Annotated in this window: 26 protein-coding genes; 7 read left to right on the forward strand and 19 right to left on the reverse strand. The window is 74.2% G+C overall.

What is annotated here, in order from left to right:
* Positions 1 to 3 precede the first annotated feature (3 nt).
* Positions 4 to 501 carry a flavodoxin domain-containing protein gene (locus FE251_RS10645; protein ID WP_139072461.1) on the forward strand — a complete coding sequence of 166 codons (498 nt, stop codon included), beginning with the start codon at positions 4 to 6 and terminating at the stop codon, positions 499 to 501.
* Positions 502 to 530: 29 nt separating this feature from the next.
* Here FE251_RS10645 and FE251_RS10650 read toward each other — a convergent pair whose 3' ends face one another.
* Entirely contained in the window at positions 531 to 1,613 is a 1,083-nt protein-coding gene (locus tag FE251_RS10650; RefSeq protein ID WP_139072462.1) for a winged helix DNA-binding domain-containing protein, read from the reverse strand.
* Between the two features lie 117 nt (positions 1,614 to 1,730).
* On the opposite strand from FE251_RS10650, the gene FE251_RS10655 reads away from it, so the two are divergent.
* Positions 1,731 to 2,252: a hypothetical protein gene (locus tag FE251_RS10655; protein ID WP_139948746.1), complete on the forward strand. Its 522-nt coding sequence runs from the start codon at positions 1,731 to 1,733 to the stop codon at positions 2,250 to 2,252.
* Positions 2,253 to 2,333: 81 nt separating this feature from the next.
* Here the strand turns inward: FE251_RS10655 and FE251_RS10660 are convergent, their stop codons facing one another.
* The 8 genes from FE251_RS10660 to infC form a co-directional block, all read right to left on the reverse strand.
* Positions 2,334 to 3,131: an SDR family NAD(P)-dependent oxidoreductase gene (locus FE251_RS10660; protein ID WP_139948747.1), complete on the reverse strand. Its 798-nt coding sequence runs from the start codon at positions 3,129 to 3,131 to the stop codon at positions 2,334 to 2,336.
* Positions 3,124 to 5,706, reverse strand: coding sequence for a phenylalanine--tRNA ligase subunit beta (gene pheT, locus FE251_RS10665; RefSeq protein ID WP_139072465.1), 2,583 nt, complete (start codon positions 5,704 to 5,706; stop codon positions 3,124 to 3,126). Before pheT ends, FE251_RS10660 begins: the two co-directional genes overlap by 8 nt.
* A gap of 2 nt (positions 5,707 to 5,708) precedes the next feature.
* Entirely contained in the window at positions 5,709 to 6,776 is a 1,068-nt protein-coding gene (gene pheS / locus FE251_RS10670; RefSeq protein WP_139072466.1) for a phenylalanine--tRNA ligase subunit alpha, read from the reverse strand.
* 206 nt (positions 6,777 to 6,982) lie between these two features.
* Positions 6,983 to 7,636 (reverse strand): RNA 2',3'-cyclic phosphodiesterase, encoded by a 654-nt coding sequence (gene thpR, locus FE251_RS10675; RefSeq protein WP_139948748.1) that lies wholly within the window; start codon positions 7,634 to 7,636, stop codon positions 6,983 to 6,985.
* Positions 7,637 to 7,769: 133 nt separating this feature from the next.
* A complete protein-coding gene (locus FE251_RS10680; RefSeq protein ID WP_139948749.1) occupies positions 7,770 to 8,618 on the reverse strand; it encodes a TrmH family RNA methyltransferase in 849 nt (282 codons plus the stop codon).
* A gap of 8 nt (positions 8,619 to 8,626) precedes the next feature.
* On the reverse strand, positions 8,627 to 9,007 hold the full coding sequence (gene rplT, locus FE251_RS10685; protein ID WP_139072469.1) for a 50S ribosomal protein L20: 381 nt from the start codon (positions 9,005 to 9,007) through the stop codon (positions 8,627 to 8,629).
* Between the two features lie 27 nt (positions 9,008 to 9,034).
* Positions 9,035 to 9,229, reverse strand: coding sequence for a 50S ribosomal protein L35 (gene rpmI, locus FE251_RS10690; protein WP_139072470.1), 195 nt, complete (start codon positions 9,227 to 9,229; stop codon positions 9,035 to 9,037).
* Positions 9,230 to 9,311: 82 nt separating this feature from the next.
* Complete coding sequence (gene infC / locus FE251_RS10695; protein ID WP_139072471.1) at positions 9,312 to 9,956, reverse strand: translation initiation factor IF-3; 645 nt, start codon at positions 9,954 to 9,956, stop codon at positions 9,312 to 9,314.
* Positions 9,957 to 10,327: 371 nt separating this feature from the next.
* On the opposite strand from infC, the gene FE251_RS10700 reads away from it, so the two are divergent.
* Together FE251_RS10700 and FE251_RS10705 are read left to right on the forward strand one after the other, a co-directional pair.
* Positions 10,328 to 10,873 carry a hypothetical protein gene (locus tag FE251_RS10700; protein ID WP_139948750.1) on the forward strand — a complete coding sequence of 182 codons (546 nt, stop codon included), beginning with the start codon at positions 10,328 to 10,330 and terminating at the stop codon, positions 10,871 to 10,873.
* Positions 10,870 to 11,604, forward strand: coding sequence for a S1 family peptidase (locus FE251_RS10705; protein WP_139072473.1), 735 nt, complete (start codon positions 10,870 to 10,872; stop codon positions 11,602 to 11,604). The genes FE251_RS10700 and FE251_RS10705 overlap by 4 nt, the downstream gene beginning before the upstream one ends.
* Here the strand turns inward: FE251_RS10705 and FE251_RS10710 are convergent.
* The 7 genes from FE251_RS10710 to FE251_RS10740 form a co-directional block, all read right to left on the reverse strand.
* Complete coding sequence (locus tag FE251_RS10710) at positions 11,601 to 12,185, reverse strand: carboxymuconolactone decarboxylase family protein (protein ID WP_139948751.1); 585 nt, start codon at positions 12,183 to 12,185, stop codon at positions 11,601 to 11,603. The two genes, FE251_RS10705 and FE251_RS10710, sit on opposite strands and share 4 nt — an antisense overlap.
* A 38-nt stretch (positions 12,186 to 12,223) precedes the next feature.
* Positions 12,224 to 13,087, reverse strand: a complete 864-nt coding sequence (locus FE251_RS10715; protein WP_139072475.1) for an SseB family protein — start codon at positions 13,085 to 13,087, stop codon at positions 12,224 to 12,226.
* Entirely contained in the window at positions 13,084 to 13,815 is a 732-nt protein-coding gene (gene priA / locus FE251_RS10720; protein ID WP_139072476.1) for a bifunctional 1-(5-phosphoribosyl)-5-((5-phosphoribosylamino)methylideneamino)imidazole-4-carboxamide isomerase/phosphoribosylanthranilate isomerase PriA, read from the reverse strand. Before priA ends, FE251_RS10715 begins: the two co-directional genes overlap by 4 nt.
* 29 nt (positions 13,816 to 13,844) lie before the next feature.
* Positions 13,845 to 14,492 (reverse strand): imidazole glycerol phosphate synthase subunit HisH, encoded by a 648-nt coding sequence (gene hisH, locus FE251_RS10725; RefSeq protein WP_139072477.1) that lies wholly within the window; start codon positions 14,490 to 14,492, stop codon positions 13,845 to 13,847.
* Positions 14,493 to 14,571: 79 nt separating this feature from the next.
* Positions 14,572 to 15,123 (reverse strand): hypothetical protein, encoded by a 552-nt coding sequence (locus FE251_RS10730; RefSeq protein ID WP_139072478.1) that lies wholly within the window; start codon positions 15,121 to 15,123, stop codon positions 14,572 to 14,574.
* Positions 15,120 to 15,731 carry an imidazoleglycerol-phosphate dehydratase HisB gene (gene hisB / locus FE251_RS10735; RefSeq protein ID WP_230976401.1) on the reverse strand — a complete coding sequence of 204 codons (612 nt, stop codon included), beginning with the start codon at positions 15,729 to 15,731 and terminating at the stop codon, positions 15,120 to 15,122. Before hisB ends, FE251_RS10730 begins: the two co-directional genes overlap by 4 nt.
* Positions 15,728 to 16,864, reverse strand: a complete 1,137-nt coding sequence (locus FE251_RS10740) for a histidinol-phosphate transaminase (protein ID WP_139072508.1) — start codon at positions 16,862 to 16,864, stop codon at positions 15,728 to 15,730. The genes hisB and FE251_RS10740 overlap by 4 nt, the downstream gene beginning before the upstream one ends.
* Before the next feature lie 312 nt (positions 16,865 to 17,176).
* On the opposite strand from FE251_RS10740, the gene FE251_RS10745 reads away from it, so the two are divergent.
* Positions 17,177 to 17,692, forward strand: a complete 516-nt coding sequence (locus FE251_RS10745; protein ID WP_139948752.1) for a flavin reductase family protein — start codon at positions 17,177 to 17,179, stop codon at positions 17,690 to 17,692.
* A gap of 369 nt (positions 17,693 to 18,061) precedes the next feature.
* Here FE251_RS10745 and leuS read toward each other — a convergent pair whose 3' ends face one another.
* The gene (gene leuS, locus FE251_RS10750) at positions 18,062 to 20,989 is read right to left on the reverse strand and encodes a leucine--tRNA ligase (protein WP_139948753.1); all 2,928 of its coding nucleotides are present in this window, start codon (positions 20,987 to 20,989) and stop codon (positions 18,062 to 18,064) included.
* Positions 20,990 to 21,257: 268 nt separating this feature from the next.
* Between leuS and FE251_RS10755 the strand changes: the two genes are divergently transcribed.
* A complete protein-coding gene (locus tag FE251_RS10755; protein ID WP_139072481.1) occupies positions 21,258 to 21,716 on the forward strand; it encodes a Dps family protein in 459 nt (152 codons plus the stop codon).
* A gap of 193 nt (positions 21,717 to 21,909) precedes the next feature.
* A complete protein-coding gene (locus FE251_RS10760) occupies positions 21,910 to 23,241 on the forward strand; it encodes an AI-2E family transporter (protein WP_139072482.1) in 1,332 nt (443 codons plus the stop codon).
* A gap of 3 nt (positions 23,242 to 23,244) precedes the next feature.
* Here the strand turns inward: FE251_RS10760 and FE251_RS10765 are convergent, their stop codons facing one another.
* Together FE251_RS10765 and FE251_RS10770 are read right to left on the reverse strand one after the other, a co-directional pair.
* Entirely contained in the window at positions 23,245 to 24,021 is a 777-nt protein-coding gene (locus FE251_RS10765) for an ABC transporter ATP-binding protein (protein ID WP_139072483.1), read from the reverse strand.
* 107 nt (positions 24,022 to 24,128) lie between these two features.
* Positions 24,129 to 26,624, reverse strand: a complete 2,496-nt coding sequence (locus FE251_RS10770; protein WP_139072484.1) for an ATP-dependent DNA ligase — start codon at positions 26,622 to 26,624, stop codon at positions 24,129 to 24,131.
* Positions 26,625 to 26,647: the final 23 nt, after the last annotated feature.

The following is a 26,647-nucleotide window of genomic DNA, read 5'->3' on the forward strand; positions in this document are numbered from 1 at the left end:
GGTATGCGAATCCTCGTCGTCTCCGCCTCGAAGCACTCGGCCACCTCCGAGATCGCCGCGGCGATCTCGACGGGGCTGGAATCACTCGGCCACACGGTCCGGCACGAACCCGCCCAGAGCGCCGACATCGGCGACGCCGAGGCCGTCGTCCTCGGCTCCGCCGTCTACATGTCGCGCTGGATGGCGCACGCGCGCGACTTCGCCGAGCGGCACGCCGCCGAGCTGGCCAAACTGCCCACCTGGGTGTTCTCCGTCGGCCTGGCCGGAGCCGAGGCCGACGAGCCGGAGAAGGTCGAGCCGCGGATCGTCGCGGCCGTCGACCCGGTCGGGACCGCGACCTTTGCCGGCCGCATCGACCCGGAGCTGCTCAACTTCCGCGAGCGCTCGGTCGCCCGGCTCGTCAAGGCGCCGCAGGGGGACCTGCGCGACTGGGACGCCGTCGACGCCTTCTCCCGCCGCATCGACGCCGAGCTCGCCGAGCACCTCGCCCCCGGCAGCTAGGACGCCGGTCCTCGCCGGTGCGTACGGCGTCAGGACCGGACGGTGAGGACGGGCGGCAGGTCGAGGTAGCTGGCGTACCGCGCGGCGGCCGCCTCGAGGGCCGCGAGCTCCACAGGACCGAGTGGGCGGTAGGCCTCGACGTCGAACCGGACCGTGCTCCCCAGCGTGCGTCGCATGCTGCCGACGATCTGGCCGCCGACGAGGGCGATCCCGATCGCCGTCTCGCGCCCCCGCGGCACGATGCCGGCGACGTCGAGCACCATCCGGCTGTCCTGGTAGCCGCGGTAGATCTCGTCGAGCAGCAGGAGCAGGTGCCCGGCGGGCTCCTGCTCCTCCCCCGACGGCGGGGCGCCGGCGGGGTCGTGCCAGAACGTCCGCCCGTCGTGCTCGAAGGAGGCGAGCCGGTGGCGGCTGGCGGCGATCGCCCGGCGCGCGTCGGTGAGGGTGAGCGTGGCCCAGTAGGCGAGGTCGCGCTCGGTGGCCGGTCCGTGACCGCCGAGATAGCGCCACGCCAGCTCGGCGAGCGCCTCCTCCCGGTCGAACCGGGACGGCGCGACGACGCGGTCGGCGTACCGCGCGTAGGTGTGGGTGGTCCCGCGCTCGCGGCCGCTGACGATCAGCCGGTCGAGCTCGAGCAGGCCGAGGAAGAGCATGAAGGCGTGGCCGGTGAGGGCGATCCCGTGCGCGGCGACCACAGCGGCGAGCTCGGTGCGGTCACGGTCCGGCTCGGTGGCGAGGTGCTCGAGGACGACGACGCCCGCCCGGTCGAGCACAGCGGACGTCAACCCCAGGTCGGCGAGCTGACGCTCGAAGACGGGGCGGTTGCGCGGCGCGGTGAGCCGCAGCAGCCAGTCGACATCGGCCGCGGCGACGTAGTGCCAGGTGGGCCGCAGGACGTGCGTGCGCACCACCGCCCCCTCGGCGAGCAGCTCGTCCAGCTCGCCCGCGGTGCGGCCGGAGGTGCGGGAGGCCACCGACCAGCCGGACTGGCCCCGGTTCTCGGCCTGGACGGCGAGCAGGCCGGTGACGACGTCGAGCACCGAGCCGTGGTGCGGGGCGACGAGTCGCTGGGTCGCCAGGCGCCACCGGGCGACGTCCCTGTCGGTGAGCATGCGCCGACCCTAGGGGCCGATGCGGTCATCTCGTGACCGCTTCTGCGGTGCTCTCGGGTCGCGGACCGCAGCGGCGTCCAGTTCGATGGGCGCACCTCTACAGCAAGGAGTTGTGCGATGGACACGTGGGTCTGGATCGTCATCGGCGTCATCGTCCTGGCGATCGTCGTCGTGGCCGTGCTCGTGGCGAGCAGGAAGCGCGCCGAGCGGGAGAAGGTCGAGCGTGCCCGGCGCGACGAGGAGAACCGGCAGCGCGCGCGCCACCTGCGCCGCGAGGCCGAGGACCAGGAGATCGAGGCCAAGGAGCGCCACGCGTCCGCCGCGGAGGCGCAGGCCGTGGCAGAGCGGGCGCGGGTGGATGCCGAGCGCAAGGAGCGTGAGGCCCGGGAGCGGGCCGAGTCGGCCGACGAGGTGCGCGAGCGGGTGGAGCAGCAGCGCGCGCAGGCCGACGCGCTCGACCCGGACGTCATGGACGGGTCCACGGGCACCGAGCCCGACCACGAGGCGAGGACCCGGGCCGAGGCGCAGGCAGGGCCCACGGCCCCGGCTCCGGACCCGACTCCGGACCAGGCCCAGGCCGAGCACCCCGCCCACGGGCGGCACGCGGCCGGCGACGCCCCGGAGGCGCCGGCCCGCTGACGGACCAGTGCCGGCCGGACATGGCGACGCCGGGACGTGCCTCGGTGGGCGGGGCACGTCCCGGCGTCGCTGTGCGAGGGGTCAGGCGGGGGGCTTGACCACCCGCAGCCGCCGCTCCTCGGGGGCGAGGCCCCGGGCGGCGAGCGCGCGGAGCGAGTCGGGGGTGTCGGCCCCGACGCGCACGTAGCACCCGGACAGCGCGTCGAGCCCGCCACCGGCGAGCGCGACGACGAGGGCGACGACGTCGGCCGGCTCGGTCCAGTCGGTGCGGTCGGCGTGCATGCACATCGACGTCGTCATGTCGGTGCGCACGACGCCGGGGGCGAGCTCGAAGCTGCGCAGCCCCTGCGCGAAGCCGGCCTCGTGCAGCGCCCCGCCGATACGGAACAGCGCCGTCTTGGACACGTAGTAGGCCGTGGCGTCGACGCCGTCACGGGTGCCCGCGCCGGAGTTGACGTCGATGACGCGACCCCCGCCCCGGGCGAGCATCCCCGGCACGACGGCGCGGGCGAGGAGGAACGGGCCGCGCACGTTCGTCTCGACGACCGACCACCACGTCTCGGGGTCGGCCTCCCACAGCGGCACCTCGGGGTCGATGGCGCCGGCGTTGTTCACCAGCAGGTCGATCGACCCGAGCTCGGCCTCGGCGCGCGAGACCGCGCGCTGCACGGCGACGACGTCGGTGACGTCGACGGGGAGGACGACCGCGCGCACGCCCGCGGCGCGGACCTCCTCGGCGGTCTCCTCGAGCCTGCGCTCGTCCCGCGCCAGGAGGGCGACGTCGAGCCCGGCGGCGGCCAGGCCCAGGGCCAGGGCCCGCCCGATGCCCCGGGAGGCCCCGGAGACGAGGGCGGTGCGGGCCGCCGGGACCTCAGCCACGGAGCACCGCGCCGACCCGCTCGGCCGCGAGGGCGACGACCCGCTCGCGCACGGCGGCGGTCTCCTCGGCCGTGAGCGTGCGGTCCGGGGCGCGCAGCCGCAGCGCGAAGGCGAGGGACTTCTTGCCCTCCCCGAGCTGCTCGCCGGTGTAGAGGTCGAAGAGCCGGACGTCCTCACCGAGCTCGCCGGCGCCCTCGCGGACGAGGGCGAGCACCTCCCCGGCCGGCACGTCGGCGTCGACGACGAGCGCGATGTCCTCCTTGCTCGGCGGGTAGGTGGAGACGGGCACCGGGACGACCAGCGCGTCCTCACCGGCTGCGCTCAGCGCGTCGAGGTCGAGCTCGAAGGCGACGGCGCCGCGCGGCAGGTCGAAGGCGGCCGCGACGCGCGGGTGCAGGGCACCTGCGTGGCCGACGACGGCGCCTCCCGCACGGACCTCTGCGCACTGGCCGGGGTGCCAGGGGGCGCGCTCGGCGGCAGCGAGCTCGACGCTCACGCCGACGGCCTCGGCGACGGCGTGGACGGCGTCGACGGCGTCGGTCCAGTCGGCGGGGCGGCCCGGCCCCTGGACGCCGTCGGGCACGACCTTGCCGGTGATGACGCCCGCGACGTGGCGCGGCTGGCGCGGCACGGCGGCGGCGATGGCGGCGAGCTCGGCGTCCGAGGGACGCCCGCCGACGCCGGGCGAGGAGGCCACGCCCACCCCGGCGGGCCGGGTGACGAGCCCGAGCTCGTAGACGCGGGTGTCCTCCAGGCCGCGGCCGACGTTGCGGCGCGCGGTGTCCAGGAGCGTGTCGAGGAGCGTCGTGCGCATGAGGGGCGCGTCGTCGGCCATGGGGTTGGCCAGGCGCAGCGCGACGCGGCGCTCGTCGTCGGCGGGGAGCTGCTGCCGGTCGTGGGTGTCCCCGACGAACGGGTAGGACAGCACCTCGACGAGCCCGAGGTCGGCCAGCGCCCGGGCGACGTCCCGCCGGCGGACCTGGTCGGCGGTGAGGCCGCGCCCTGCGGGGGCCGCGGGCAGGACCGTGGGGATGTTGTCGTAGCCGTCGAGGCGGGCGACCTCCTCGACGAGGTGGGCCGGGCCGACGAGGTCGGGCCGCCAGCTCGGCGGGGTCACGGTGACCACCCCGTCCTCCGGCTCGGAGACGGTGGCGCCGATCTCGCGGAGGAGGGCGACCACGCGCTCGGCCGGGTAGTCCACGCCGGTGAGGCGGCGCGGCTCGTCCAGTCGCATACGCACCGGCGCGGGCCGGGCGGTGCGGTCGAGGTCGGAGACGGCCGGGTCGGCGGTGCCGCCGCCGTACTCGACGAGCAGGTCGACGGCGCGCTGCGCGGCGACGGCCTGCAGCCGCGGGTCGACGCCGCGCTCGAAGCGCTTGGCGGCCTCGCTGGGCAGCTTGTGCCGGCGGGCGGTGCGCGCCACGGAGACCGGGTCGAAGTGCGCGGCCTCGATGAGGACGTCGGTCGTCGTCGCGCTCACCTCGGTCTCGGCGCCGCCCATGACGCCGGCGAGCCCGAGGACGCGCCCGCCGAGCTCGCCGTCGGGCGAGTCGGTGATGAGGAGGTCCTCGATGTGCAGGGTGCGGCGCACGTCGTCGAGGGTGGTGAGCTCGTCCCCCACCCGGCCGCGGCGCACCATGATCGGCGCGTGGACGGTGGCGAGGTCGTAGGCGTGCAGCGGCTGCCCGAGGTCGAGCATGACGTAGTTCGTCACGTCGACGGCGAGGGAGATCGGGCGCATCCCGGCCTGGGTGAGCCGTTCGGTCATCCACGCCGGGGAGGGCGCCGAGGGGTCGATGCCGCGCACGATGCGGGTGACGAAGCGGTCGCAGCCGACGTTGCCGGCGATGGGCGCGGCGTCGTCGACCTCGACGGGGAAGCCGTCCTCGGTCGCGGCGGGCGGCGTCCCCCCGGGGAGGTTCTCCGCCAGCCCGGGGTCGGTGAAGGCCGCGCCGGTGGCGTGGGAGTACTCCCGCGCGATGCCGCGCATGGCGAAGCAGTAGCCACGGTCGGGGGTGACGTTGACCTCGAGCACCTCGGCGCCCAGGCCGAGCAGGGCGATGGCGTCGGAGCCCGGGGCGGGGACCTCGGTGCCGGGGAGGAACTCGCGCAGCACGATGATGCCGGAGTGGTCCTCGCCGAGGCCGAGCTCGCGGGCCGAGCAGATCATGCCGTCGGAGGTGTGGCCGTAGGTCTTGCGGGCGGCGATGTGGAAGTCGCCGGGCAGCGTGGTGCCGGGCAGCGCGACGACGACGTCGTCCCCGACGGTGAAGTTGTGCGCGCCGCAGACGATGCCCCGCGAGGGGACGTCCGCGGGCTCCTTGCCCTCACCGGGGGCGTCGTTGTGCTCCGGGCCGACGTCGACCCGGCAGTAGTTGATCGACTTGCCGTTCTTGTGCTCCTCGGTCACCACGGAGAGCACGCGGCCGACGACGAGCGGGCCGGTCACGGCGGGCGGGATGATCTGCTCGGGCTCCAGGCCGACGCGCACGAGGTCCGCGGCGAGGTCGGCGGCGGTGGTGCCCGGTGCGACGGTGACGTGCTCGGCGAGCCAGCTGAGCGGGACGTACGGCATGGTCAGTGCCCCTTTCCGGTGGTGCCGAACTGGAGGGAGAAGCGCATGTCGCCCTCGACGATGTCGTGCATGTCGGCGATGCCGTGGCGCAGCATGAGGGCGCGCTCGGTGCCGACACCGAAGGCGAAGCCGGTGTACTCCTCGGGGTCGATGCCCGCGGCGAGGAGCACCTGCGGGTTGACCATGCCGCAGCCGCCCCACTCGATCCAGCCGGCGCCGCCCTTCTTCTGGGGGAACCACAGGTCCATCTCGGCGCTCGGCTCGGTGAAGGGGAAGAAGCTCGGGCGCAGGCGGGTGCGGGCCTCGGGGCCGAACATCGCGCGGGCGAAGTGGTCGAGGGTGCCCTTGAGGTGGGCCATGGTCAGGCCCTTGTCGACGGCGAGCCCCTCGACCTGGTGGAACACCGGGGTGTGGGTGGCGTCGAGGGCGTCGTTGCGGAACACCTTGCCGGGGCAGGCGATGTAGATCGGCAGCTCGCGGCTGAGCATGGTGCGCGCCTGGACCGGGGAGGTGTGGGTGCGCAGGACGAGGCCGGGGGTCTCCTGCTCGGCGGTGCCCTGGACGTAGAAGGTGTCGGCCATCTGGCGGGCCGGGTGGTCCGGGCCGTGGTTGAGCGCGTCGAAGTTCAGCCACTCGTGCTCGACCTCGGGGCCCTCGGCGATGTCCCAGCCCATGGAGACGAAGAAGTCGCCGATCTCCTCCTGGATGGTCTCCAGGGGGTGGCGGGCGCCGCGCGGACGACGCTCGACGGGCAGGGTGACGTCGACCCGCTCCTCGCGCAGCCGGCGCTCCTCCTCCTGCGCCTCGAGCTCGCTCTGGCGGGCGGCGATCGCCTGCTGCAGCCGGCCGCGCGCCTGGCCGAGGAGCTTGCCCGCGGTCGCCTTGTCCTTGGGGTCGAGGCGCCCGATCTCGCGGTTGGCGAGGGTGAGTGGGGCGGCGTCGCCGGTGTGCGCGAGCCGCGCCGTCTTGAGCTCCTCGAGGGTGGCAGCCGCGGCGAGGGCGGCCAGGCCGGCCTCGACGGCTGCCGCGACGCCGTCGGCGTCGAGGGGGGACAGAGGTGAAGTGGTCATGCGAACCTTCCGAGCGTCGTCGTGCCTGTCGGCATCCAGCACAGGACTGTAGTCGTGCTGCCCGCTCGGGCTCGGGGGCGTCCGCTACGGTGCGGAGCCGGGGCGCCTCAGCGCTGGGCCCGAACGGGCCTGCTAAATCGGCTCTCACCCCACATGCGCCCCACCTTACCGGCCGCCCTCTCGGGGGGCGTGCGGAGTTGCCGAGGTCACGCCTGCTCGCCCGTGAGCGGCAGCCTCGCCCTGACCTCGTGGAGCGGGCCGCCGCTGCGGCCGGCCCCAAGGTGGGACTCGACGAGCTCGACCTCCCGCGCCGTCCACTCCGGGCCGCGGTAGACGGACAGGGCGTGGGCGACCGCGGGCAGGTCGACGGCAGGACCACGCCCCGGACGACGGTCGCCGCGTCCCGAGCGCCGCCGGCGGTCGGACCTCTCCCGCTGTGCGCGGGCACTGAGCCGGGCGACGGTGAGGTGCGCCCGGTGCCGGTCGCGGGGCTCGAGGCGCGAGATGTCCTCCCCCGCCGCCTCGACCCGACCCATGAGGCGGGTGAGGGCCCGCTCGTCGCCGTCGACGACGCGGACCCCCACCCAGAGGGTCGCGCCGGAGAAGACGCCCGCGCCGGCGAGCTGTACCTGCAGCGGCGCGGTGCTCGCGGTGACGGCGCCGAGCGTCTCGGCGAGGTCCTCGAGCGCGCCGTCGGGCACCTCGCCGTAGAACGCGAGCGTGACGTGGCGCTGCTCGGGCGGGACCCAGCGCAGCGGCGGCGGCCCGGCGTCGAGGGAGCCGGGGGCGACGCCGTCGAGGGCGTGGGCGAGGTGCTCGAGCACCTCGGCCGGGGGCCGCAAGGAGGCGAAGAGCCGCATGCTGCCATCCCACCACGGCCGGCCGACCGACCCCACCTCTGGGACGCCCCTTTGCGGTGCGCCGGGGCGGTTGCAGGGGGTGTCCCCGGGCCGGGAGGGGTGTCCCAGGCGGTTGTGTGGGGGCGGGGCTGGGTCAGTCGGGGGCGCGGCGCTGGGCACGCGCGGAGGCGTAGAGGCACAGCGTCGCGGCCGTCGCGACGTTGAGGGACTCGGCCAGCCCGTGGATGGGCACCCGCACGACGGCGTCGGCCAGGTCCCGCTCCTCGGGGCGCAGTCCGTGGGCCTCGTTCCCGAAGAGCCAGGCGGTGGGCCGGCGCAGGTCCGGCACGACCACGTCGGGCACGGGGGCGAGGGCGGCGTCGGCGAGGTCGTCGACGTCCCACTCACCGTCCGCGGCGGCAGCGAGCACCTGGAGGCCGTCGACGCGCAGCCGGGCCGTCGTCGCGACGAGGTCCTCCACCGGCACGACGGGCAGGTGGAACAGCGACCCGGCCGTCGACCGGACGACCTTGGGGTTGTGCGGGTCCGTGCTGTCCGGGCCGAGGACGACGGCGTCGGCCCCGGCGGCGTCGGCAGCGCGGACGATGGTGCCGAGGTTGCCCGGGTCCGCCGCCCACGGCAGGACGGCGACCAGCCGCAGCGGCCCGGCGGGCAGCGCGACGTCGGGCTCGGTGCGGACGACGGCGAGCGCGCCCTGGGCGTCCCCGCTCATCGCCGCGAGGACCTCGGGGGTAGCGAGGTGGACGTGGCGCACGGTCACGCGTGCCTCGGCGAGGATCTCGGGGTGGCGGTCGGCCGCCTCCTCGGTGAGGTAGAGGTCGCGCACCCGCTCGGGCGCGTGCCGGACCACCTCACGCACGCCCTGCGGGCCCTCGACGAGGAACTGGCCGTGGCGCCGACGTGCCGAACGCCCGGACAGCCGCTTGACCATCGCGACCCGATCGGATCGGGGGTTGGTCAGCAGGTCCGGGCGTTCGGTCATCGAAGGTGTCAGGCGACGGGCGCGTTGACGTCCTCGGGAAGGTTCGCCTTGGCGAGCTCGACGAGCTTGGCGAAGGCAGCCGGCTCGTTGACCGCGAGCTCGGCGAGCATGCGGCGGTCGACCTCGACACCAGCGGCCTTGAGGCCCTGGATGAAGCGGTTGTAGGTCATGCCCTCGGCGCGGACCGCAGCGTTGATGCGCTGGATCCAGAGCCGGCGGAAGTCACCCTTGCGCGCCTTGCGGTCGCGGTAGTTGTAGGTGAGCGAGTGGGTGACCTGCTCCTTGGCCTTGCGGTACAGGCGCGAGCGCTGGCCGCGGTAACCGCTGGCCCGCTCGAGGGTCGTCCTGCGCTTCTTGTGGGCGTTGACCGCCCGCTTGACGCGTGCCACGTCTTGTCTCCTTAGTAGTGGGGCGGCTTACTTGCCGAGCAGCTTCTTGATCCCGGGGGCGTCAGCCGCCGAGACCGCCTTGTCCAGGGCCAGGCGGCGGGTGCGCCGGCTGGACTTGGCCTCGAAGAGGTGCCGGCGGTTCGCCTGCTCGCGCATGAGCTTGCCGCTACCGGTGGTGCGGAAACGCTTCTTGGCACCGGAGTGCGTCTTGTTCTTCGGCATTGTCTCTTCCTTACTCCGGGCCGTGCCCGGGCACGGCCATGTCTGCCGGCTGGCGCCGGTTCCTGGCGTCGCGTAGCGGCTGCTACGCCTCCTGCTCGGTCTGCTCGACCGGCGTCGTCTCGGCCTGCTCGACCGACTGCTCGGACTGCTGGGCCTCGGCGGCCTCGGCCTCCTTGCGCTCGCGGGTGCGGCGCTGCTCGCTCTTCGCCCCGCCCTGCTTCTTCTTGTGCGGGCCGATGACCATGGTCATGTTTCGGCCGTCCAGCCGCGGGGAGCTCTCGATCGAGCCGAGGTCGCTGACGTCCTCGGCGAGGCGCTGCAGCAGGCGCATGCCCATCTCCGGGCGCGACTGCTCACGCCCGCGGAACATGATCATGACCTTGACCTTGTCGCCGCCCTCGAGGAACCGGACGACGTGCCCCTTCTTGGTGGCGTAGTCGTGCGGGTCGATCTTGAGGCGGAACCGGATCTCCTTGAGCGAGGTGTTGGCCTGGTTCCGACGTGCCTCGCGCGCCTTCTGGGCGGACTCGTACTTGAACTTTCCGTAGTCCATGAGCTTGGCCACGGGGGGACGCGCGTCAGGCGCGACCTCCACGAGGTCCAGATCGGCCTCCTGGGCCAGACGCAGTGCGTCCTCGACGCGGACGACACCCACCTGCTCACCGCCCGGTCCCACAAGGCGGACCTCGGGGACTCGGATGCGGTCGTTGATACGGGGCTCGCTGATGTGCTGCTCCTCCTGCTCGTCGCGGTCTGCTTACGAAGAAGGCCTCCGTTCGCAGGTGCGCACGGAGGCCTCGCAGGGTCGCTGCACGGCGGGTGCCGTACGAGGAGACTTGCGTCTCCAACGACCTGGACCCAGCCCCTGTCGCTCTTGCGAGACGGTCGGGACGAGGTGGGAGAGAGCTCCGCTTGCACACCGGAACGTACGTCCCGGTCGGTCAGTCTGAGAGACTAGCACGCATGACCAGCCGCATGCACGGGGCCGAGGGTGCCACGAGCGCCTCCCCCGTCAGCGTACCCGCGGACTTCCCGCCGGGTCCGCCGCCCTCCGCCTCCCCACGTGGGGCAGATCACCGCCCGCGCCGACGCTGGGTGGTGCCCGTCCTCGCGGTCGCGCTCGTCCTCGCGCTCGGCGCGAGCGGCTACCTCCTCGTCCTCGCCCGCGCGTGGGAGGACCGCGCGGCGGAGGTCGACGACGTCGCACGGGAGCTCGGGGCCGAGCTCGCCGAGGCCCGCACCGACCTGGAGGAGACCCGCGGGACGCTCGCGCTCGTCGAGACCCAGCTCGAGGGCGCGCAGGAGCAGATCCACGAGCTCGCCGACACGGTCGCCCAGACGGGCGACGACCGGGAGGTCCAGCGGCAGGTGGCGGAGTACCAGGGCGAGCTGTTCGCCGCGGCGGCCGGGGTCACCGGCACGATGGCCGGGTGCATCAGCGACCAGCAGGACTACCTGCTGGCGCTCGAGGGCGAGCTCACCCGGCGCGCGCAGGCGGAGCAGGCCTCCCCCTCCCCCGCCCCCACGGACGGCGCCGCGGAGGCCCAGCCCGACCTCCGCTCGCTCCGCGAGGCGCTCGTCACCTCCTGCCAGGAGGCGGCCGAGGCGCACGAGGACCTCACCCGCAGGCTGAGCGACTCATGAGGCGACCCGCCCGCGCCGGGGTGATCGCTGCAGCCACGCTCGCGCTGACGGCCTGCGGGGTCGTGCCGCAGCTGCCCGGCGAGCTGCCGACCGACTACGTCCCCGAGGTCCCCGCCCCCTCCGTCTCCGACCCCGGGGCGCTGTCCGCCGACGGCGTGGACGCCGCCGAGCGCATGGCGGTGCGGATCCGCAACGTCGGGTGCGGGGAGCTGAGCACCGGCTCGGGTTTCGCGTTGGACGAGCGCACCGTCATCACCAACCGGCACGTCGTCGCCGACGCCGACCGGATCCAGATCTCCACCTACGACGGCCGCGAGATCGACGCCGTCTCCGCGAGCGTCGCCGACGTCGCGGACCTCGCCCTGCTCCGCACCGCCGAGCCGCTGGCCACGGTGCCCGGCCTCGCCGAGGTCGACGCCGAGGTCGGCGAGCCGGTGACGGTCGTCGGCTACCCGCGCGGCGGCCAGCTGTCGACGGCGCAGGGGTCGGTGCTCGGCTACGAGCTCGACACCCTCGGCTCGGACCTCGGCATGGTCGGCCGGACGAACGCCCAGGTCGACCACGGCTCCTCGGGCAGCGCGGTCCTCGGCAGCGAGGGCCAGGTGGTCGGCGTCGTCTACGCCATGGACGTGTGGTCCAACAGCTACATGGTCCCGGTGAGCACGCTGCACGACCTCCTCGCCGAGGACGCGTTCGAGCCGCTCACCTCCTGCCGCGAGACCGGCGGCTAGGCCGCCGGGTCCGCCGGCGGGCGCCCCACGACCATCGCGTCCCGCAGGTCCGGGTCGAACACGGCCGCTGTCTGCTCGTCGAGGCGCGCGCCGAGCCCGTCGAGGACGGCGGTGAAGAACGCCCGGGCCGCGGCGGCGTAGACGACGTCGGCGACGTCGGCATCGCTCAGCCCGAGGGCGCGGAGCTCGTCGACGTCGGTCTGCTCGATCGAGGCGGCGTCCGTCGCCACCTTCCCGGCGAACCGCAGGACAGCCTCGTCCACAGGGGAGAGCCCGGCGCCGCCGGCGATGGCACGCACCGCCTCCTCGTCGCCGCACACGTCGCGCAGCGCCGTGGAGTGGGCGGCGGTGCAGTAGGTCGAGCGCACGGCCCGCGCGGCCCCGATGGAGGCGATCTCGTAGCGTCGCCTGTCCATCCCGGAGCGGATGGTGCCGTTGAGGGCGCGCCAGGCGTGAGCGACCTGCGGGCGCGGCGCGAAGCACGCGGCGTAGTTCGGCACGAAGCCCCACACCTCGCGCTCCCCCGCGTAGTACTCCGCGACGTCGGCCTCCTCGGCCCGCCGCCCCTCGTCGATGAACATCGACCCAGTGTGCTCCCGCCGGGGAGCCGCGACCAGGGTCAGGAGGGGGCGGTCATCGGGTAGAGCTCGAGGGAGTCGACGCGGTCGGTGAGGACCGGGTCGGCGCTCAGCGCCTCCTGAGCCCGCGTGACGGCGTCCATCATCTGCTCGCGGGTGAGGCCCGGGGCGAGGGCGAGCAGGGCGCGCAGCTCGCTGCGCACGCCGCGCTCGAGGCGCACCGCGGTGAGCTCGGTGATCCCCCGCAGCGCGTTGACGGCCACGGCGGTGAGCTCGGGGTCCTGCCAGGACGGCACCCAGCGCACGTTGTTGACGATCGCCCACACGGCGGGCCGCCCCAGCAGGACCGTCACCGGGCCGGCGGGGTCGAGCACGAGCATGGAGTCGGCGTCCGCGACGGAGGACAGCGCGGCGCGCACGCCCTCGACCGGCACCGGGCGGGCGGTGGCGTCCCAGGCCCGCATCGCGTCGACCGAGCTGAACACCGGGAGCGCCGCACGGCCGTCCGGTGTCCGCACCGAGACCATCGCCGCCGAGGCGCACGCGTCCGCCTGCGGGTCGCCCGACCCGTGCTTCGTGTGGCCGGAGACGGCGCCCTCCTCGTCCCGGCCGGGGTGGGCGTGGGCGACGACGGGCACGAGCACCCGCGCCTCGCGCAGGACGTCGGCGACCGCGACGAGCCGCTCGGTCTCGTCGGTGAGGGCGAGGGCGGCGACGAGCTCGGGCGGTGCCGAGCCGTCGTCGCCGGAGAACGGGTTGGCCTTGAGCGTGCGCCCGGCCCACGGCTGGCCCGCGGAGTCGGCGGTCTCGCTGGGCGTCCGGGCGCCGAGCTTGGCGGCGAGGTCCGGGCGCGGACGCGCGGCGTCACCGCCGCCCGGCATCATCTCGGGAGGCAGCGGCGTCACGGCCGCCCCGCGACGTCCAGCGCCTCGGGCAGGGTGAAGGCCCCGGCGTACAGCGCCTTGCCAACGATCGCGCCCTCGACGCCGGCGTCGACCAGGGTGCGCAGCGCGGCGATGTCCTCGAGGGAGGAGACGCCGCCGGAGGCGACGACCGGTGCCTCGGTGCGCTCGCACACCTCGCGCAGCAGATCGAGGTTCGGTCCGCTGAGCATGCCGTCCTTGCGCACGTCGGTGAGGACGTAGCGGGCGCAGCCGTCGGCGTCGAGCCGGGCGAGCACCTCCCACAGGTCCCCGCCCTCGCGGGTCCAGCCGCGGGCGGCGAGGGTGGTGCCGCGCACGTCGAGCCCGACGGCGATGCGCTCACCGTGACGGGCGATGACCTTGGCGGTCCACTCGGGGTCCTCGAGCGCCGCGGTGCCGAGGTTGACCCGCTTGGCGCCGGTGTCCAGCGCCCGGGCGAGGCTCTCGTCGTCGCGGATGCCGCCGGAGAGCTCGACGGCGACGTCGAGGTCGGAGACGAGCCCGGCGAGCAGCTCGGCGTTGGAGCCGCGACCGAAGGCGGCGTCGAGGTCGACGAGGTGGATCCACTCCGCGCCCTGCTCGGCCCAGGTGCGGGCGGCCTCGGCAGGGTCGCCGTAGGAGGTCTCCGAGCCGGCCTCCCCCTGGACGAGACGGACGGCCTGACCGTCGACGACGTCGACGGCGGGAAGCAGCTCGAGGCGGCGGGGCATGGGTCGATCTCTCCTTGGGAAGCGCGCGGTCAGCGCAGGGTGCTCAGCCAGTTGCGGAGCAGCTGGATCCCGGCATCGCCGGACTTCTCGGGGTGGAACTGGGTGGCCGACAGCGGGCCGTTCTCCACGGCGGCGACGAAGGGCGTCCCGTGCTCGGCCCAGGTGACCAGCGGCGGCTCGAGCGGCCCGTCGGAGCCGAGGGCGGCGGCCGGGTCCTCCTGGACGGCGTAGGAGTGGACGAAGTAGAAGCGCTCGTCCTCCAGCCCCGCGAACAGGGTCGTGCCCTCCGGCGGGGTCACCGGGGACCAGCCCATGTGCGGGACGATCGGGGCCTCGAGCCGGTCGACGGTGCCGGGCCACTGGTCCAGGCCCGAGGCGTGCTCGCCGTGCTCGTTGCCGCTGGCGAACATCACCTGCATGCCGACGCAGATGCCGAGGACGGGGCGGCCGCCGGCGAGGCGCCGCTCGATCATCCGCGGGCCGCCGACCTCACGCAGCTGGCGCATTACGGCGGCGAAGGCGCCGACGCCGGGGACGACGAGGCCATCGGCCTCCGCGACGTCCTCCGGGTCGCTGGTGAGCTCCACGTGGGCACCCGCGCGCTCGAGGGCGCGGACCGCGGACCGGACGTTGCCGGAGCCGTGGTCCAGGACGACGACGTTCGGCTGGCTGGTCACCGGAGGAGTCTAACCACAGCGCCCGGCACGTGCGGCCCCGCGTCCGGCCGCGACGACGCGGGTGCGTCGCGGCCCGCGGTCAGGGACGCGGCTTGCGCAGGCCCTTGGCGAACATGCGGGCGGCCTTCCAGCGGGGCAGGTCCCCCGAGCGCTGGTGGCCCGGGACGTCGGCCGCGCGGACACGGCCGAGGACGAGGTCCTCAACGACGTCGTCGGCACCCGCGAGCACGAGGCCCACGGGCACGTCCTCGCCCGGCTCGCCGCGCTCGTACCGGCGGGCGGTGAGCTGGCCGGACAGGCCGTGCTCGACGCCGGAGTCGGTGGTGAGGGCGGAGGTGATGAGCACGACACCGGCCTTGGTGAGCCGGGACAGGGTGCGGGCGGCCTGGTCGGCCGCGGGCGGCACCTCCTGCCCGGGCGTGCCGAGCAGCTCGGCGATGTCCCAGTCCTTCGGCTCGGCGGCCTGCTCGGCCGCCGGCTCGGTGGCCGGCTCGAGGTCGACGACCGCGACCGCCCCCGAGCGCGAGGGCACGACGTGTACGTCGACGTCCTGCATGGCGCACAGGCCGGCGAGCGCGGAGGCGGAGGCCACCGGCGTGAGCACGACGGCGACGGCGGGGACCTCGTTCACAGCGCCCCCTTGGTGGACGGGATCCCCTCGACACGGGGATCGGGCTCGATCGCCGCCCGCAGTGCCCGCGCGACGGCCTTGAACTGGGCCTCGACGATGTGGTGCGGGTCGCGCCCGTAGAGCACGCGCACGTGCATCGCGATCGCGGCGTGGTGGGCGATCGACTCGAGGACGTGACGGGTGAGCGAGCCGGTGAAGTGCCCGCCGATGAGGTGGTACTCCTGGCCGGGCGGCTCGCCGGTGTGGACGAGGTACGGGCGTCCCGACACGTCGACGACCGCCTGCGCGAGCGCCTCGTCCAGCGGCACGAGCGCGTCGCCGAACCGGGAGATGCCCCGCTTGTCGCCGAGCGCGACGCGCAGCGCCTCACCGAGGGTGATGGCGACGTCCTCGACCGTGTGGTGGGCGTCGATGTGCGTGTCACCGGTCGCCCGGACGGTGAGGTCGATGAGCGAGTGCTTGCCCAGCGCGGTGAGCATGTGGTCGTAGAAGGGCACCGTCGTCGAGATGTCGGTCCGGCCCGTGCCGTCGAGGTCGAGCTCGACGAGGACACTCGACTCCGACGTCGTGCGCTCCAGTCGCGCCGTGCGCGTCCCAGGTTCGATCACAGCCCGAGCACCTCCTCTAGGGCCGACCGGAAGGCGGCCATCTCCGCTGCGGTACCGATCGATACCCGCAACCATCCTGGCGGACCGACGACCCGGATGAGAACTCCCTGGTCGAGCAGTCCCCGCCACACCCTCTCACGGTCCTCCACCGGACCGAAGAGGACGAAGTTCGCGTCCGAGTCGGCGACGGTGAGGCCGTGCCCGCGCAGCCACGTGACGGTGCGGTCGCGCTCCGCGCGCAGCTCGGCGACCTGCGCCATGAGCTCCCCCCGGTGGCGCAGGGCGGCCCGGGCGACGGCCTGGGTGACGGCGGACAGGTGGTAGGGCAGGCGCACGACCCGCAGGACGTCGACCAGCGCGGGCGCGGCGGCGAGGTAGCCGACGCGCGCCCCGGCGAGGCCGAACGCCTTGGACATCGTCCGGCTCACCGCGAGGTGCGGGTAGCGGTCGAGCAGCTCCAGGGCGCTCGGCGTGCCCTCCCGGCGGAACTCGGCGTACGCCTCGTCGACGACGACGACGCTCGCCGTCGGTGCGCCGTCGGCGCCCTCGGGGCCGGTGGTGCGGGCTGCCTCGGCGACCGCCTCGATGGTCGAGAGCGGCAGCGCCGTCCCGGTGGGGTTGTTCGGGCTGGCGAGCAGCACGACGGAGGGGCGGTGCTCGGTCAGCTGGGCGACGGCGTGGTCCGGGTCGAGGGTGAAGTCGTCCTCGCGGCGTCCGGCGACCCAGCCGGTCATGGTGTCTCGGGCGTACTCGGGGTACATCGAGTACGTCGGCGCGAAGGACAGCGCCGTGCGCCCCGGACCGCCGAAGGCCTGGAGGAGGTGGAGCATGACCTCGTTGGAGCCGTTCGCGGCCCAGATCTGCTCGGGGCGCAGCGTGGCGCCGGACTCGACGCGCAGGTAGTCGGCGAGGTCGGCGCGCAGGTCGAGGAACTCGCGGTCCGGGTAGCGGTTGAGGCCGGGCGCGGCCTCCGCGACGGCCGCCGCGAGGTCCGCGACGACCTGCGCCGACGGCGGGTGCGGGTTCTCGTTGACGTTGAGGAGGACGGGCACGTCGAGCTGGGGGGCACCGTAGGGCTCGAGGCCCGTGAGGTCCGGCCGCACCGGGAGGGAGGTCTCACGCACGGCGGTCAGTCTATGTCCGCCGCCCGCCCCCACTCCCCGCCCGTCCACCCCCACCCCACTCCCCCTCCCCCGCGACAGCCGACTTCCGCACGACAGCCGAGTTGCGCACGACAGCGGACTTGCTCCCGAGAGCCGACTTCCGCGCGAGAGCCGAGTTGCGCACGACAGCGGACTTCCGCACGACAGCGGACTTGCTCCCGACAGCCGACTTCCGCACGACAGCCGAGTTGCGCACGGGCGGCGGGCCCGCGGGACGCCCCGGTCACCCACGTGACCCAGAATGGGACGACACCCGACCCACCGAGAGGACGACGCCTACCCATGACTGCCGAGCAGCCCGTTCCCCCGGCACCCGAGTCGGTGGGGGCCGAGGAGTTCAAGGCCGTCTTCCGCAATCACCCGGCCGGCGTCGCCGTCGTCACCTGCGCCACCCCGGCCGGACCTGCCGGCTTCACCGCCACCTCGGTGATCTCCGTGGCGGTGCACCCCGCGATGCTCGCCTTCTCCGTCGCGGCGGGGTCGATGGCGCGCCGCATCCTCGACACCGCTGCGAGCGTCGTCGTCAACTTCCTCGCGGCCGACCAGGCCGAGGTCGCGCGACGCTTCGCGGCCCGCGGCGTCGACCGTTTCGCCGGCCTCGACCACTGCACCCTCCCCACCGGCGAGCCGGTTCTCCCGGGCACGACGGCGTGGATCCGCGGCGTCGTCGAGCACCGCGTGCCGGTGGGTGACAGCCTCCTGCTCACCGTGCGCGCGGTCCTCGCCCACCGCGACGTCGCCGCCGAGCCGCTCGTGTACCTCGACCGGGCGTTCCCCGAGCTGGCGCCGCCCCGCTGACCCTCGGCTCTCGCGCAGAAGCTGCCACCAAGTCCGCGACACACCGCGCGACACGCCGCCTCTGCGTCGATCACGGCCCCCGGAGAAGCACTTCGTGGCAGGTTCCTGCCTCCAGCCACCCGACCGGCCAGCCCTCCTCGCGCGTCGAGGTGGTCCACCACGCCGATTCGGCTCCCGCGCAGAACTCCGCTCTCGAGCGAAAGTCGGCTGTCGCGCGAAAGTCGGCTCCCGCGCAGAACTCCGCTCTCGAGCGGAAGTCGGCTGTCGTGCGGAAGTCGGCCCTCGTGCGGAAGTCGGCTGTCGCGGGGGTGGTGGGGTGGCGGTGTGGGTGGTGGGTGGGTGGGGGGCAGGCGGGGTCGGGTGAGGGGGTCAGGCGGGGACGACGTTGACGAGGCGGGGGGCGCGGACGATGACCTTGCGGATGCCGCGGTCACCGAGCGCGCGCCGGACGCCGGGGGTCGCCAGCGCCAGCCGCTCGAGCTCCTCGGGGTCGATCGCCACGGGGACCTCGAGCTTGTCGCGCAGCTTGCCCGCCACCTGGACGACGCACGTCACGGTGTCCTCGACGAGCAGCGCCGGGTCTGCGACCGGGAACGGCTCGTGCGCGAGGGACCCCTCGTGCCCCAGCCGCCGCCACAGCTCCTCGGCGATGTGCGGGGCGACCGGCGCGAGCATGAGCAGCAGCGGCTCGACGGCCTCGCGAGGGCTGCGCTCCATGGGGGTGAGGTGGTTGTTGAGCACGATGAGCCGGGCGATCGCGGTGTTCACCCGCATCGCCGACATCTCGGTCTCGACCTCGTCGATCGTCCTGGCGACGAGGCGACGGGTCTCCTCGTCGGCCGGCTCGTCGGTGACGAGCAGCTCCCCGGTGCTCTCGTCGACGACGTTGCGCCACAGCCGCTGCAGGAAGCGCTGGGAGCCGACGACGGCGCGGGTGTCCCACGGGCGCGAGACGTCCAGCGGGCCCATCGACATCTCGTAGACCCGGAAGGTGTCGGCGCCGTAGGCGTCGTACATGTCGTCGGGGGTGACGATGTTCTTCAGGGACTTGCCCATCTTCCCGTACTCGCGGAAGACCTCCTGGCCCTGCCAGCGGAAGGTGACCTCCCCCGAGCCGTCCTCCGCCGCGACCTCCTCGACCTCGTCGGCCGGGACGTACTGGCCGCGGGCATCGGCGTAGGCGTAGGCCTGGATGTAGCCCTGGTTGAAGAGCTTGTGGAACGGCTCGGAGCTGGCGACGTGGCCCAGGTCGTGCAGCGCCTTGTGCCAGAACCGGGCGTAGAGCAGGTGGAGCACGGCGTGCTCGACGCCGCCGACGTACAGGTCGGCGCCCCCGGCGGGCTTCCCGTCCCGCGGGCCCATCCAGTACTGCTCGTTGGCCGGGTCGACGAGCTGCTCGTCGTTGCGGGGGTCGAGGTAGCGCAGCTCGTACCAGCACGAGCCGGCCCAGTTGGGCATGGTGTTGGTGTCGCGCCGGTAGGTCTTCACTCCGTCGCCCAGGTCGAGCTCGACGGCGACCCAGTCCTCGGCGCGGCCCAGCGGGGGCTCCGGGGAGGACTCGGCGTCGTCCGGGTCGAACGTGCGCGGGGAGTAGTCGGGGACCTCGGGCAGGTCGACCGGCAGCATCTCCTCGGGCAGCGCGTGCGCGCGTCCCTCCTCGTCGTAGACGACGGGGAACGGCTCGCCCCAGTAGCGCTGGCGGGAGAACAGCCAGTCGCGCAGCCGGTAGGTCGTGCGCGCCTCGCCCAGGCCCTTGGCGGACAGCCACTCGATGATCGCGGCCTTGGCGGCGGCGACGTCGAGGCCGTCGAGCGAGATCTCCTCGTTGGCCGAGTTGATGATCTGCCCGTCGCCGGTCCAGGCGCCCTCGGTGTGGTCGGCCGGCGGCTGGACGGTGTGGATGACGTCCAGGCCGTAGGTGCGGGCGAACTCGTAGTCGCGGTCGTCACCGCCGGGGACGGCCATGATCGCACCGGTGCCGTAGCCCATGAGGACGTAGTCGGCGGCGAACACGGGCAGCTTGGCCCCGTTGACCGGGTTGGTGGCGTAGGCGCCGGTGAAGACGCCGGTCTTCGTGCGGCCCTCGTCCTGGCGCTCCTCGTCGGTCCTGGCGGCGGCCTGCGCACGGTAGGCGGCCACGGCCTCGACCGGCGTGGCGTGCCCACCGGTCCACGCGTCGGGGGTGCCGTCGGGCCACGCGGCGGGGACGGCGTCGTCGATCATCGGGTGCTCGGGGGCGACGACCATGAACGTCGCGCCGAACAGCGTGTCGGGACGGGTGGTGAAGACCTCCAGCGCGAGGTCGGTGGCGCCGCCGGCGGCCTCCCCGCTGCTCACCCGGGAGGGCAGCGCGAAGCGGACGGCTGCACCTTCGGAGCGCCCGATCCAGTTGCGCTGCATCGTGCGCACCTTGTCGGGCCAGTCGATGGAGTCGAGGTCGTCGGCCAGCCGGTCAGCGTAGGCGGTGATGCGCATCATCCACTGGCGCAGGTTCCGCTTGAAGACGGGGTAGTTGCCGCGCTCGGAGCGTCCGTCGGCGGTGACCTCCTCGTTGGCCAGCACGGTGCCCAGGCCGGGGCACCAGTTGACCGGCGCCTCGGACAGGTAGGCGAGCCGGTGGGCGTCGAGGGCGGCCGTACGGGCGGCGGCGTCCATCTCGGCCCACGGCGTGCCCGACGGCGTCGGCCGGGTGCCGTCGGCGAACGCGGCCTCCAGCTCGGCGATCGGGCGGGCAGCGCCGCGGCCGCCGTCGGGCCGGACGGCGTCCTCGTCGTACCAGGCGTTGAAGAGCTGGAGGAAGATCCACTGCGTCCACCGGACGTAGCCGGTGTCGGTCGTCGCGAAGGAGCGGCGCTCGTCGTGCGCCAGGCCCATGCGGCGCAGCTGGCGGCGCATGGTCGCGATGTTCTCCTCGGTGGTGACCCGCGGGTGCTGGCCGGTCTGGACGGCGAACTGCTCGGCGGGCAGGCCGAAGGCGTCGTAGGCCAGCGCGTGGAGGACGTTCTTGCCCTTCATCCGCTGGTACCGGCCCACGACGTCGGTGGCGATGTACCCCAGCGGGTGGCCCACGTGCAGGCCCTTGCCGGAGGGGTAGGGGAACATGTCGAGGACGTAGAACTTCTCCTGCGCCGCGTCCCCGGCCAGCTCACCGACGGGGTTGGGGGCGTGGAAGGTGCCCTGCTCCTCCCAGCGGTCCTGCCAGGCGCGCTCGATCTCACCGGCGAGCCGGGCGGTGTAGCGGTACTGCGGCTCCGCGGGACCGGTGGAGGCGGGCTGCGCGGTGGTGTCGGTGCTCATCGATGTTCCTCACGGTGGGGGCGAGTCGTTCCCGGCATGGAAAAACCTCCCCGCAGGGAGGTTGCCGCGCTGATGCGGCGCCGATGGCGCCCGCTGAGGTCAGCGCGGCTGCGTAAGGAGGACCCGTCGCGACATGCGCCCCAGCCTACCGCAGGCGTGCGAGGGCGCCCAGGTCCGGCAGGCGCATCCACCGGCGCCGCCATATGCTCGACGTCGTTCCCGTCACCGTCGTCACGGCGCGCACTCGCGCCGTGGAAGGAGGAGCAGTATGGCTGCCAAGCCCTCGGAGAAGGTTCTCACCGGCCTCCAGGACTCCCTGGTCGACCTCATCGACCTGTCCCTGCAGGCCAAGCAGGCCCACTGGAACATCTACGGCTCCCACTTCCGGGCCATCCACCTCCAGCTCGACGAGGTCACCGCGCAGGTGCGCCTGGCCTCCGACGACGTCGCCGAGCGCCTCGTGGCGATCGGCGGCGAGCCCGACGGACGCGCCTCGACCGTGGCCAGCTCCTCCCAGGTGGAGGCCCTGTCCGGCGGTCGGCTCGCCGACGACAAGGTGATCCGGCAGTTCGAGGAGCGCCTCCAGGGCGTGTCCGACCGGATCAAGGCGCGCCTGGAGGACGTCGAGGAGGCCGACCCGCTGAGCGCCGACCTCCTCACCGGCATCGCCACCGGGCTGGAGAAGCAGGCGTGGATGTTCCGCGCCGCCTCGGGCGACGCGAGCTGACGCCCGCTACCTGACGCCGGCCCGCGTGGCCGGCCCGACACCGGGAGGCGCCGCCCCGCGAGGGGTGGTCCGCCTCCCGGTGTCGTCATCCGGTCCTCCGGGCCGCGCGCCCCGGGGTGGCCTATCGTCAGCGGGACGGGCCTCGTCGAGGCCCGCGGCGCACCGCGCCGCGCACGTCCAGAGGAGCAGCCCGATGGCCTCGCCGGTCCCGCCCCCGTCCCCCTCCGCGCCGCAGGGCACGACCCCGGAGGCAGGCCTCGCCGACGTCGGTGACGCCGCCCATACCGTCACCCCCGCCATCGGCCCGTGGGCCGACGGCATGGGGCGCGCGGCCTCCCGGGCGGCGCAGACCCTGCTCATCGCCGCCGTCGTCGTCGGGGTGACGTGGCTGCTGCTGCGGGTCCAGGTCGTCGTCATCGCGCTGCTCGTCGCGCTCATCCTCGCCGCGGCGGTCTCCCCCGCGGTGAACTGGCTCGAGCGCCGCGGCTGGTCGAACCTGCTCGCCACCCTCGCCGCGTTCGTCGGCATCCTCGTCATCGTCGGCGGTGTCGTCACCGGCATCGTCTTCTCGGTGCTCAGCGAGTGGGACACCCTCACCACCCAGGCCGCCGAGGGCTGGGAGGAGCTGCAGGACGTCGTCACCTCCGGACCGCTGCCGATCGACACGACCGCCATCGACGAGGCACTCACCCAGGCCGGGGAGTTCCTCACCAGCGGCGCGGCGGCGAGCGGCGCGATCACCGGGATCTCGGCCGCCGCCCAGTTCGTCACCGGCGCGGTGCTCGTCGTCGTCGTCCTGTTCTTCTTCCTCAAGGACGGGACGACGATGTGGAACTTCGCCCTGCGCTGGGTGCGGGGTGAGCGGCGGGCCAAGCTCGCCGAGTCGGTCGACCGGGGCACCGAGGTGCTCGGCGGCTACGTCCGCGGGACGGCGCTCGTCGCGCTCGTCGACGCCGTCTTCATCGGGGCGTTCCTCGTCATCGCCGGGGTGCCGCTCGCGATCCCGCTGTCGGTGGTCGTCTTCGTCACCGCCTTCATCCCCGTCGTCGGGGCGACGCTCGCCGGCATCATCGCCGCGCTCATCGCGCTCGTCACCAACGGGCCGCTCGTCGCCCTGCTGCTCGTCGCGTGGATCATCGTCGTCAACCAGGTCGAGGGCAACATCCTGCAGCCGGTGATCATGGGCCGCACGCTCAGCCTGCACCCGATGGTCATCCTCCTCGCGCTCACCGTCGGGACCATCGTGGGTGGCATCTTCGGGGCGATCCTCGCCGTGCCCTACACCGCCGTCGCGTGGGCGGTGGTGCAGATCTGGGCCTCGGGCTACCAGGCGGGCTACGACAACGAGCTCGGGGACGACCCGATCAGTCCACGCGACCGGGTCGCCGGCAAGGCGACTGTGGCCGAGCGGTTCAAGTACCAGAAGATGCGCCGCCACGAGCAGCGCGGCGCCGCGCTCGGGGCCAACGAGGAGGCGCTGGCCGAGGAGCAGGCCGAGGAGCCCGCGCGGACGCAGAGCCCCTGACGGTCAGCGGAAGCGCTGGACCGCGAGCGGCGCGGCCTGCGCGAGCTCGCGCACGGTGGGGTGCTGCTCCGCGGCGGTGAGGAGCTCACCGAGCCGGCCGGTGGCGACGAAGGTGCCCTCGGCGAGGACGTGGACCTGCGGGCAGGTGCGCTCGACGAGCTCGAGGTCGTGGGACACGAGGACGACGGCGGTGCCCAGCTCGCCGAGGACCGTGGCCAGTCGCCGCGCGAGGTCGGCGCGGGCCTGCGGGTCGACGGCGGTGAGCGGCTCGTCCAGGACGAGGATCTCGGGGCGGGTGGCGATCGCCGACGCGAGCGCGACCCGCTGCTTCTCCCCGCCCGACAGGGTGACGAGGCGACGGGCGGCGAAGTGCGGGGCCAGCCCGACGGTCTCGAGCAGGTCGTTCATCGACGTGCCGTGGGAGCGCCCTGCCTTGCGTGCCTCGCCCAGCGCGACGCCGAGGCTGCGGGCCACGGTGAGGCGCGGGTCGGTGACGGTGAGGGAGTCCTGGGAGGTGAACCGGACGGCAGCCTTGAACGCCTTGTTCTCCCGGCGCGGGAGACGGTGGACGGGCCGGCCGTCGAAGGTCACCGAGCCGCGGCTCGGGCGCAGCCGGCCCTGGAGCGCGCGCACGAGGGTCGTCTTGCCGGCGCCCGAGGGGCCGACGACGCCGACGGGCGCGTCCCCGCCGCGGACCTCGAGGGTGACCCCGCGTAGCACGCTCGCGCCGGGGTAGCCCGCCCAGAGGTCGTCGGCACGCAGGACCGCGGGTGTCGCCATGGTGGAGGTTCCCTTCGTCGTGTCGCCTCGATGCTACGACGCCGAGCCGGGCCTCCGGGGTGCCCTGGACGTGGCACCGCCCACGTCCGGCAGCCCGCGGACGGGGCTCAGGACTCCCGCAGGACGTCGGCCGGGTCCTTGTCCGGGCGCCAGCCGCGCCAGCGGGGGTGGCGCAGCCGGCCGGTGGAGGTCCACTCGGCGAACTCGACCTCGGCGACGCGCCGCGGGGTCACCCAGCGGGCGTCGCGCGCCTCGGGCCGCGGCACCTCGAGCGGGGCCGTCTTGCGCTCCTCGCGTCCGAGCTCGCGGGCCCACTGGGTCGCCTCGCGCTCGGAGAACCCGCTTCCCACGCGGCCGATGTACTGCAGCCCGTCGTCGTGCGGGAGGGCGAGGAGGAGCGAGCCGACCTTGCCCTCGCGCGCGCCCTGCCCGGGCCGCCACCCGACGACGACCGCCTCCTGGGTGGCCGAGTGCTTGATCTTCAGCCAGGAGCGGCTGCGCCGGCCAGGGGTGTAGGCGGCGTCGCGACGCTTCGCGACGACGCCCTCGAGGCGCCACTGCCGGCTCGCCGCGACGGCGGCGTCGAGGTCGCCGTCGAAGGCGGGCGGGACCTCGACGAGGTCGTGCGCCCCGGCGTCGACCACCTCCTCGAGCACCTCGCGTCGCTCGTCGTAGGTGCGGCGCAGCAGGCTGCGGCCGTCGACCTCGAGCGCGTCGAAGAGCATGAGCCGCACCGGGTTCTGCCCGGCGGCGCGGGTGATCTGGCGCTGGTCGGCGAGCTGGATGCGCTGCTGGAGCAGCCCGAAGTCGGGCCGGCCCTCGGGGGTGAGGGCGACGATCTCCCCGTCGAGCACGGCGGTCTCCGCGTCGAGGCAGTCGGCCAGCCCGGCGAGCTCGGGGTAGCTCGCGGTGACGTCGCGGCCGCTGCGGCCCACGATGCGCACCTTCCCGTGGTCGACGAGGACGACGGCGCGCACCCCGTCCCACTTCATCTCCACCGCCCACTGCGCCGACCGGTCCAGGACCTGGGCGTCGCTCGGGGTGGCGAGCATGGGGCTGATGAACTCCGGCGGAGCGCCCCGGGGCCCCTCCTCCTTCGCGGCGCGGCCGCGGGTCGGGCGCGGCCGCTCCGGGGCGGGACGGTCCTGCACGGGACGGTCCTGCGCGTCGTCCTCGCCGGGCGCCGACATGAGGTGGATGAGCCAGTGGTTCTCCTCCGCCTCGGAGCGCCCTCCGGTGTGGATGAGGGCGAAGCGGCTCGTGCGGCCGGGCCCGTCGGGACCGGCGAGACCGCCGTCGGGCTGCCCGGTGAGGGTGACGATGACCTCCTTGCCCTCGCGCCACTTCTCGAAGGTGTAGGTGCCGTGGTCCCAGACCGTCATCTCACCGGCGCCGTACTCGCCCTTGGGGATCGCGCCGGAGAAGGTGAGGTACTCCATCGGGTGGTCCTCGGTCTGCACGGCGAGGTGGTTCTTGCGCGGCGTCGTCGGCACGCACCTGGGCAGCGCCCAGCTGACGAGGACGCCGTCGTGGGCGAGGCGCAGGTCCCAGTGGAGCCGGCTGGCGTGGTGCTCCTGGATGACGAAGGCGAGCGTGCCGTCGTGCGGGGCGACGGAGGCGGGGACCGGCTCGGGGGTCCGGCCCGCGTCGCGCTTGGCGCGGTAGACCTCGAGCCGGTCGCGGCGGGGCGCCCCACCGGCCTGGTCGGCGGCGTCGGCGAGCGCCGCCATCGGGTCTCCCTCGCGCTCGACACGCTCGAGCACCTCGTGGAGGTCGAGGTGGCGCAGACCGGGGTCCTCCAGCTCCTCCCACGTGCGCGGCGCGGCGACCATCGGGTGCTCGCGCCCGCGCAGGGAGTAGGGGGCGATCGTCGTCTTGTTCCGGTTGTTCTGCGACCAGTCGACGAGCACCTTCCCGCGGCGCAGCTCCTTCTTCATGTTGGACACGACGAGGTCGGGGTGGTCGGTCTCCAGGGTGCGGGCGAGCTCCCGGGCCACCTCGCTCACCTCCTCGGAGGTCGCGACGCCGCGCAGCGGGGCGTACAGGTGCACGCCCTTGGACCCGCTGGTGACCGGGACGCTCTCCAACCCCATGCCCTGGAGGATCTCCCGGGCGAGGAGGGCGACCTCGACGCACTCGGGCAGCCCGGCGCCCTCCCCCGGGTCGAGGTCGAGGACGAGCCGGTCGGGGTTGCGGCGCTTGCCGTCGCTGCCCACGCGCCACTGGGGCACGTGCACCTCGAGCGCGGCCACCTGCGCGAACCAGGCGAGCGTCGCCGCCTCGTCGACGATCGGGTAGGTGTTGGTGTGGTCGCTGTGCTGCAGCTCCACCCGCTCCACCCAGTCCGGCGTGCCCGCCCCGAGGTTCTTGTGGAAGAACACCTCCCCCGGCTTCTCGGCCGTGCCCACCCCGTTCGGCCAGCGCTTGCGGGTGGCCGGGCGCCCCGCGCAGTGCGGCAGCATGACCGGGGCGATGCGGGCGTAGTACTCCAGGACGTCGGCCTTGGTCGTCCCGGTGGCCGGGTAGAGGACCTTGTCGAGGTTGGTCAGACGCAGCCGGTGACCGTCGACCTGCACGACCGTGGGATCGCCGTCCTTCGCCATGCCGTCATGCTGCCCGGCGCCGC

This window comes from Georgenia wutianyii, assembly GCF_006349365.1.
Classification (GTDB): Bacteria; Actinomycetota; Actinomycetes; order Actinomycetales; family Actinomycetaceae; genus Oceanitalea; species Oceanitalea wutianyii.

Coding starts and splice junctions, on each gene's coding strand:
- priA (WP_139072476.1), bottom strand. CDS start 13,815: ATGCCCCGCCGCCTCGAGCTGCTTCCCGCCGTCGACGTCGTCGACGGT.
- FE251_RS10650 (WP_139072462.1), bottom strand. CDS start 1,613: ATGCTCACCGACAGGGACGTCGCCCGGTGGCGCCTGGCGACCCAGCGA.
- FE251_RS10655 (WP_139948746.1), top strand. CDS start 1,731: ATGGACACGTGGGTCTGGATCGTCATCGGCGTCATCGTCCTGGCGATC.
- FE251_RS10770 (WP_139072484.1), bottom strand. CDS start 26,624: ATGGCGAAGGACGGCGATCCCACGGTCGTGCAGGTCGACGGTCACCGG.
- leuS (WP_139948753.1), bottom strand. CDS start 20,989: ATGAGCACCGACACCACCGCGCAGCCCGCCTCCACCGGTCCCGCGGAG.
- FE251_RS10755 (WP_139072481.1), top strand. CDS start 21,258: ATGGCTGCCAAGCCCTCGGAGAAGGTTCTCACCGGCCTCCAGGACTCC.
- FE251_RS10680 (WP_139948749.1), bottom strand. CDS start 8,618: ATGACCGAACGCCCGGACCTGCTGACCAACCCCCGATCCGATCGGGTC.
- rpmI (WP_139072470.1), bottom strand. CDS start 9,229: ATGCCGAAGAACAAGACGCACTCCGGTGCCAAGAAGCGTTTCCGCACC.
- FE251_RS10645 (WP_139072461.1), top strand. CDS start 4: ATGCGAATCCTCGTCGTCTCCGCCTCGAAGCACTCGGCCACCTCCGAG.
- FE251_RS10760 (WP_139072482.1), top strand. CDS start 21,910: ATGGCCTCGCCGGTCCCGCCCCCGTCCCCCTCCGCGCCGCAGGGCACG.
- pheT (WP_139072465.1), bottom strand. CDS start 5,706: ATGCCGTACGTCCCGCTCAGCTGGCTCGCCGAGCACGTCACCGTCGCA.
- FE251_RS10705 (WP_139072473.1), top strand. CDS start 10,870: ATGAGGCGACCCGCCCGCGCCGGGGTGATCGCTGCAGCCACGCTCGCG.
- FE251_RS10710 (WP_139948751.1), bottom strand. CDS start 12,185: ATGTTCATCGACGAGGGGCGGCGGGCCGAGGAGGCCGACGTCGCGGAG.
- thpR (WP_139948748.1), bottom strand. CDS start 7,636: ATGCGGCTCTTCGCCTCCTTGCGGCCCCCGGCCGAGGTGCTCGAGCAC.
- pheS (WP_139072466.1), bottom strand. CDS start 6,776: ATGACCACTTCACCTCTGTCCCCCCTCGACGCCGACGGCGTCGCGGCA.
- FE251_RS10745 (WP_139948752.1), top strand. CDS start 17,177: ATGACTGCCGAGCAGCCCGTTCCCCCGGCACCCGAGTCGGTGGGGGCC.
- FE251_RS10765 (WP_139072483.1), bottom strand. CDS start 24,021: ATGGCGACACCCGCGGTCCTGCGTGCCGACGACCTCTGGGCGGGCTAC.